Below are 5,384 nucleotides of genomic sequence, written 5' to 3'. Positions count from 1 at the left end.
CTCTTCAGCCGCTTGCGGCATTTGTGCAGCGCCTGTTCCGGCCGGCTCCGTGCGGCGTCAAGATGATGCAGCGCCTTGCCGATCTCCTCGGCAAGGATTCTCCTGACCTCGCCGGTCAGCGGCAGGCGCGGATCGATGCGAAAGCTCATGCGGCGATCTCCGGAATCCCACCAAGGGCGAGCGACGCGTTGTAGAATTTCTGCTCGCCGGTGACTTCACGGCCGAGCCAGTCGGGCAGCATTTCGTCCGGCACGTCCTCCGGCGTCTCAAGTTCGGCGACCACAAGTCCCGCAAGCGGTCCGCCAAAGACATCGACTTCATAGAGATAGCCACGGTGCCTAACATGGTGACGTGTCTTCTCGATGACACGTCCGATGGCGAAGTCCAGCATCTCCACCGCCTCCGACAGCGGGATCGGGTATTCGAATTCGTCGCGCTCGCGCGCTTTGCTGCCGAATTTGAGCGTCAGCTTGGCGGAAGTGCCGTCGCTGATGCGGATGCGCACTGTGCGCCCGGGGCCGGCAGCGAGATAGAACTGGAGAATGCGGATATTGGCCTCGGCCAACTCCCGCCATGCGGTGCTGGTGACCAGGAATTTTCGTTCGACTTCCTTGCCCATGGCCGCGCACTAAAGCGTTTGCCGCCGTCGATGGCAAGACAATGACGAACAGAAGTTGACGTTAATCAATCGATTGATTAAAGTGCACTTATGATCAAACTACCTGAGCCCAAAGTTCTTCGTCGCGAGCCCGCCGAGATGACGCGCGCGGCGCTTGTCCAGGCGGCACTGAAGCTGTTCGGACGGCAGGGCTTCGACGGCACCTCGACGCGCGAGATCGCCGCCGAGGCGCGAGCCAATATCGGCTCGATCGCCTATCATTTCGGCGGCAAGGAGGGTCTTCGCACGGCCGCCGCCGACTTTATCGTCGAGACCATCCAGACGGTCGCCGGCCCGGCGCTCGGCAATGCGCAGGCGCCCGCGCCGGTCGGTCCGGAGGCAGCGCAGGCGCAGCTCTTCGCGGCGCTGGAGCGAATGGTCGGCTTTGTCGTGGCCAGTCCGCAGGCCGGTGAGATCGTGCAGTTCATCCTGCGCGAACTTTCCCATCCAACGGCAGCCCTCGATCGTATCTATGACGGTGTCTTCGAGCCGAGCCATCGCCGGCTGTGCCAGCTGTGGGAACAGGCAACTGGCGAGCCCGCCGAAAGCGAGGCCACAAGGCTCACCGTGTTCACGCTGATCGGCCAGGTCATCTATTTCCGCATCGGCCGTGAGGCGGTGATGCGCCGCATGGGCTGGCCCGATATCGGCGCCGCGGAGGCCGCCAAGGTGGTGGCGGTCACATCGGGCAATCTCAAGGCCATACTGGCCGCCAGAAAAGGGGCAAAGACAAAGGGGCAAAGACCATGAGCTTTCTGTGTTCGCTGCCGCTCGCCGCGCAGCTCTTCTCGGCCTGTGCCCCGGCAGCACCGCTGGCCGTCGGCTATGTCGAAGGCGACTACGTGCTGCTGGCGCCGATCGAGGTGGCGCAGGTAGAGACCGTCACGGTGAAGCGCGGCGACCGTGTGGTGCCTGGCACGACCGTGGTGACGCTGGAAAGTGCCGACGCAAAAATCGCTGTCGCGCAGGCGCAGGCCGGCCTTGCCCAGGCGCAGGCGCAATTGGCCGACCTGCAGATCGGCAAGCGGCCGGAAGAGATCGCCGTGCTGAAGGCCGAGGTCGATATGGCCAGCGCCCAGGCCGCCGACGCCAAGCGCAAATACGACCGCGCCGCCGATCTGTTCAAGCGCGGCGCCGGCACGCAAGCGGATTTCGACACCGCGTCGGCCACGCTCGAAACGGCCAATGCGCAGGTCGGCCAGGCCAAATCCAATCTCGCCGTCGGCGGCCTGCCGGCGCGCCCCGAGACGATCAAGGCCGCCGACAATCAGGTCAAGCAGGCGCAGGCCGCGTTGGAGCAGGCGCAGTGGCGGCTGTCGAAACGGGTGCTGGCCGCCCCTTCGCCCGGCCGCGTCAACGACGTCATCCGCAATCCGGGCGATACATCAGGTCCGACCGCGCCTGTGATTTCGATCCTGCCCGACGGCGCGGTCAAGCTCAGCGTCTATATCCCGGAGAGCGCCTTCTCCTCGGTCAAGGTCGGCACCTTGCTCGGCGTCCATTGCGACGGCTGCGGCCCGGATGTTAAGGCGCGCGTCAGCTACGTCTCGCCGGATCCCGAGTTCACCCCGCCGGTGATCTATTCGCTCGAGAACCGGCAGAAGCTGGTCTACCTCGTCGAGGCGCGGCCGGAGGGCGATGCCGGCCCGCTGCAGCCCGGCCAGATCGTCGATGTCGATCTGGCGGACAGCGCAAGATGAACGCCATCGACGTACACGGCCTGGTCAAGCGCTTTGGCGACAAGACCGTCGTCGACCATGTGACGATGTCGGTTGCCGAGGGCGAGATCGTCGGCTTTCTCGGCCCCAACGGTTCGGGCAAGACGACCACCATCCGCATCATGTGCGGCCTGCTGACGCCGGACGAGGGCGAAGGCACGGTGCTCGGTTTCAACATCCGCACCGACAGCCTGCGCATCAAGCGCGAAGTCGGCTACATGACGCAGAAATTCTCGTTCTACGAGGATCTGACGATCGGCGAGAATCTCGAATTCGTGGCGCGGCTCTACCGGCTGAAGCCGGTCGAGGGGCATGTCGCGAGCACGTTGGAGGACCTCGGCCTGACGTCGCGCCGCAACCAGCTGGCCGGCACCTTGTCGGGCGGCTGGAAGCAGCGGCTGGCGCTGGCCGCCTGCATCATGCACAAGCCGAAATTGCTGCTGCTCGACGAGCCTACGGCCGGTGTCGACCCGAAGGCGAGGCGCGAGTTCTGGGACGAGATCCATCGCCTCGCCAGCGGCGGGCTGACCGTGCTGGTCTCCACCCACTATATGGACGAAGCCGAGCGCTGCCACCGCATCAGCTACATCTCCTATGGCAAGATGCTGGCCACCGGCACTGTCGCCGAAGTGGTGAAAAATGCCGGGCTGACCACCTTCGTCCTGCAGGGTCCGCGCCTCGATCAGGTCGCCGAAGCGCTTCAGGGCCGCCCCGGCGTCGATCAGGTGGCGCCGTTCGGCGCGACGCTGCATGTCGTCGGCTCCGACAAGAAGAAGCTCGAAGCCGTGCTTGCCGATGTCGAGAGAGAGCACAAGGGCGTGAAAGTTTCGCCCGGCGAAACCAGCCTCGAGGACGTCTTCATCCAGTTCATGTCCGGCTCGAAGGACAACATGGAATGAACAGCGTCTTTTCCTTCGCCCGGCTTGGCGCCTTGCTGATCAAGGAATTCATCCAGATGCGGCGCGACCGCATCACCTTCGCCATGATGCTCGGCGTGCCGCTGATACAATTGGTGCTTTTCGGCTACGCCATCAACAACGACCCGAAAAGCCTGCCGGCAGCACTCGTGGCGACGAGCAACGATCCCTATACGCGCGCCATTGTCGCGGCGCTGCAGACCACCGGTTACTATCGTTTCGACCATGTCGCGCAAAGTGCCGCCGAGGCCGAGTTCCTGATATCGCGCGGCGACGTTGCCTTCGTCGTCACCATCCCGGCCGATTTCGCCAGGAGGGTGGAGAGCGGCAACAGCCCGCAGATACTCATCGAGGCCGACGCCACCGACCCGGCGGTGGCCAGCGGCGCCATCTCGACGCTCGGCACAGTCGCCAGCCAGGCGCTGCTGAGGGCGCAAGGCACGCAGGAAGCCGCCGCCGAGGCCGCCAAGGGTCAGCTCGATGTCGTCGTACACCGGCGCTACAATCCCGAAGGCATCTCGCAATACAACATCGTGCCCGGCCTGCTGGGCGTCATCCTGCAGATGACCATGGTGATGATGACCTCGATCGCGCTGACACGCGAGACCGAGCGCGGAACGATGGAGAACCTGCTGGCGATGCCGTCCAGCCCGCTCGAGATCATGATGGGCAAGGTGCTGCCCTATCTGGCGGTCGGCGGCGTGCAGGTGGTGGTGGTGCTGGCGGCGGCGAAACTTCTGTTCGCCATCCCCTTCACCGGATCGATGTCGCTGCTCCTGACCGCCGTGCTGATCTTCGTGCTGGCGCTAGTGCTGCTCGGCTACACGATTTCGACCATCGCCCGCACGCAGATGCAGGCGCTCCAACTCACCTTCTTCTTCTTCCTGCCGTCGATCATGCTGTCCGGCTTCATGTTCCCGTATCGCGGCATGCCGGACTGGGCACAAATCTTCGGCGAGATATTCCCGCTGACGCATTTCCTACGCATCACCCGCGCGGTGATGCTGAAGGGGGCCGAACTGCCGGCCGTGGCAACGGAGATCGGCTGGCTGGTGGTGTTCGTGGCTTTGTTTGCCGGCGTAGCATTGGTGCGATTCAGGCGGACACTGGATTAGACGCCGCACGACCTCCAGTCTTGCTACCAGCCTTCGCTCCTTGCTCCGCCCGTGGATGACGAAGGGAGAAATGCTTTCGCCAATCTCCATGGTTTATAACTGCCACTAACCGTTGAGCGATTTCGGGCCGCTGACGAAGGCGCTCCCCTTGACGTAAAACCGCAGCGGGCGATCGGCATCCTTTGTAATGCCGATCCGGATGCCTTGGGCGATGTCGCCGCCTTGATGCTCGTCGGTTGCCAGCCATAGCGGGCCTTTGCGGCAAAGATCGAGCCCGTCGAGCGAACGATCGATCCGCAGTGCCTGGGCTAGCCTTCCCGGTCCTCGCGCAAGGTCGCGCAAGCGCTCGATGCCGCGATTGAGCCGCATGAGCGCAATGCCTTCGAGCGGCTCGAGCGCCCTGATGAGCACGCCGGTTCCGACCCCTGGCATCTCGCTCGAGACGTTGAGCATGTAGGAGATGCCGTAGGCGAGATAGACATAAGCGTGCCCAGCCTCGAGAAACAACGAACGGTTGCGCGGCGTCTGGCCCCGGTAGCCGTGCCCGGCGGCATCGCCGGTCACATAGGCCTCGGTCTCGACGATGCGGCCGCTGGCGATGCCTTCGGGCAGTTCGCGCACCACGATCTTGCCGATGAGAGTGCGGGCAAGGGATGCCGTATCGTCGGGCAGCTCAGAACGCGTGAGCGGGCGGTAGATGACCATGTTCAGCCCGGCGACGATTTGGAGGCGGGCGAGGAGTGATCCAAGGCGAAACCTGCCTCAGATCCATGTCGGATCCTTTGGACATCCCGTCTCAAGCCGCGGCCATGATCCCGGCATAAGTGCCGAAATCGACATTGCCGCCGGACAGCACCACGGCAACGCATTTGCCGGACAGTTCGATCTCGCCCGACGACAGCGCCGCCAACGCCACGCAGCCGCCGGGCTCGACCACCAGCTTGAGATAGGCCATGGCGTCGCGCATCGCCTGTGC

At 64.2% G+C, this 5,384-nt stretch carries 6 protein-coding genes and 2 pseudogenes; 4 read left to right on the top strand and 4 right to left on the bottom strand.

The genetic code is table 11. The annotated features are described in order from the left end of the window. Both EN879_RS40130 and EN879_RS23255 read right to left on the bottom strand, forming a co-directional pair. A pseudogene (locus EN879_RS40130) lies at positions 1–149 on the bottom strand (CHAD domain-containing protein); the annotation flags it as partial. After that, positions 146–619: a CYTH domain-containing protein gene (locus EN879_RS23255; RefSeq protein ID WP_013528659.1), complete on the bottom strand. Its 474-nt coding sequence runs from the start codon at positions 617–619 to the stop codon at positions 146–148. The gene EN879_RS23255 and the pseudogene EN879_RS40130, both read right to left, overlap by 4 nt. Before the next feature lie 90 nt (positions 620–709). Between EN879_RS23255 and EN879_RS23250 the strand changes: the two genes are divergently transcribed. Genes EN879_RS23250 through EN879_RS23235 form a run of 4 tightly spaced genes read left to right on the top strand, consistent with a single transcriptional unit; the run spans position 710 to position 4,408 of the window. Continuing rightward, entirely contained in the window at positions 710–1,408 is a 699-nt protein-coding gene (locus EN879_RS23250) for a CerR family C-terminal domain-containing protein (protein WP_063169644.1), read from the top strand. After that, on the top strand, positions 1,405–2,358 hold the full coding sequence (locus tag EN879_RS23245; RefSeq protein ID WP_027161228.1) for an HlyD family efflux transporter periplasmic adaptor subunit: 954 nt from the start codon (positions 1,405–1,407) through the stop codon (positions 2,356–2,358). Before EN879_RS23250 ends, EN879_RS23245 begins: the two co-directional genes overlap by 4 nt. Then, positions 2,355–3,275 carry an ABC transporter ATP-binding protein gene (locus tag EN879_RS23240; RefSeq protein WP_063169645.1) on the top strand — a complete coding sequence of 307 codons (921 nt, stop codon included), beginning with the start codon at positions 2,355–2,357 and terminating at the stop codon, positions 3,273–3,275. Before EN879_RS23245 ends, EN879_RS23240 begins: the two co-directional genes overlap by 4 nt. Further along, the gene (locus EN879_RS23235) at positions 3,272–4,408 is read left to right on the top strand and encodes an ABC transporter permease (protein WP_013528655.1); all 1,137 of its coding nucleotides are present in this window, start codon (positions 3,272–3,274) and stop codon (positions 4,406–4,408) included. The genes EN879_RS23240 and EN879_RS23235 overlap by 4 nt, the downstream gene beginning before the upstream one ends. A 105-nt stretch (positions 4,409–4,513) precedes the next feature. Here the strand turns inward: EN879_RS23235 and EN879_RS23230 are convergent, their stop codons facing one another. Together EN879_RS23230 and EN879_RS23225 are read right to left on the bottom strand one after the other, a co-directional pair. Next, complete coding sequence (locus tag EN879_RS23230; protein WP_063169646.1) at positions 4,514–5,113, bottom strand: DNA-3-methyladenine glycosylase; 600 nt, start codon at positions 5,111–5,113, stop codon at positions 4,514–4,516. Positions 5,114–5,204: 91 nt separating this feature from the next. Then, positions 5,205–5,384 (bottom strand): annotated as a pseudogene (locus tag EN879_RS23225) (pyridoxal-5'-phosphate-dependent protein); the annotation flags it as partial.

The sequence above is a fragment of the Mesorhizobium sp. M7A.F.Ca.AU.002.02.1.1 genome, assembly GCF_003998535.1.
GTDB lineage: Bacteria > Pseudomonadota > Alphaproteobacteria > Rhizobiales > Rhizobiaceae > Mesorhizobium > Mesorhizobium ciceri.
The sequence above is the reverse complement of the archived record's forward strand: the minus strand, read 5'-3'. Positions and strand labels throughout refer to the sequence as shown.

What these genes read in the sequence shown, in the direction of transcription:
- EN879_RS23255 (WP_013528659.1), bottom strand. Translation starts at nt 619, where the DNA reads ATGGGCAAGGAAGTCGAACGAAAATTCCTGGTCACCAGCACCGCATGG.
- EN879_RS23250 (WP_063169644.1), top strand. Translation starts at nt 710, where the DNA reads ATGATCAAACTACCTGAGCCCAAAGTTCTTCGTCGCGAGCCCGCCGAG.
- EN879_RS23245 (WP_027161228.1), top strand. Translation starts at nt 1,405, where the DNA reads ATGAGCTTTCTGTGTTCGCTGCCGCTCGCCGCGCAGCTCTTCTCGGCC.
- EN879_RS23240 (WP_063169645.1), top strand. Translation starts at nt 2,355, where the DNA reads ATGAACGCCATCGACGTACACGGCCTGGTCAAGCGCTTTGGCGACAAG.
- EN879_RS23235 (WP_013528655.1), top strand. Translation starts at nt 3,272, where the DNA reads ATGAACAGCGTCTTTTCCTTCGCCCGGCTTGGCGCCTTGCTGATCAAG.
- EN879_RS23230 (WP_063169646.1), bottom strand. Translation starts at nt 5,113, where the DNA reads ATGGTCATCTACCGCCCGCTCACGCGTTCTGAGCTGCCCGACGATACG.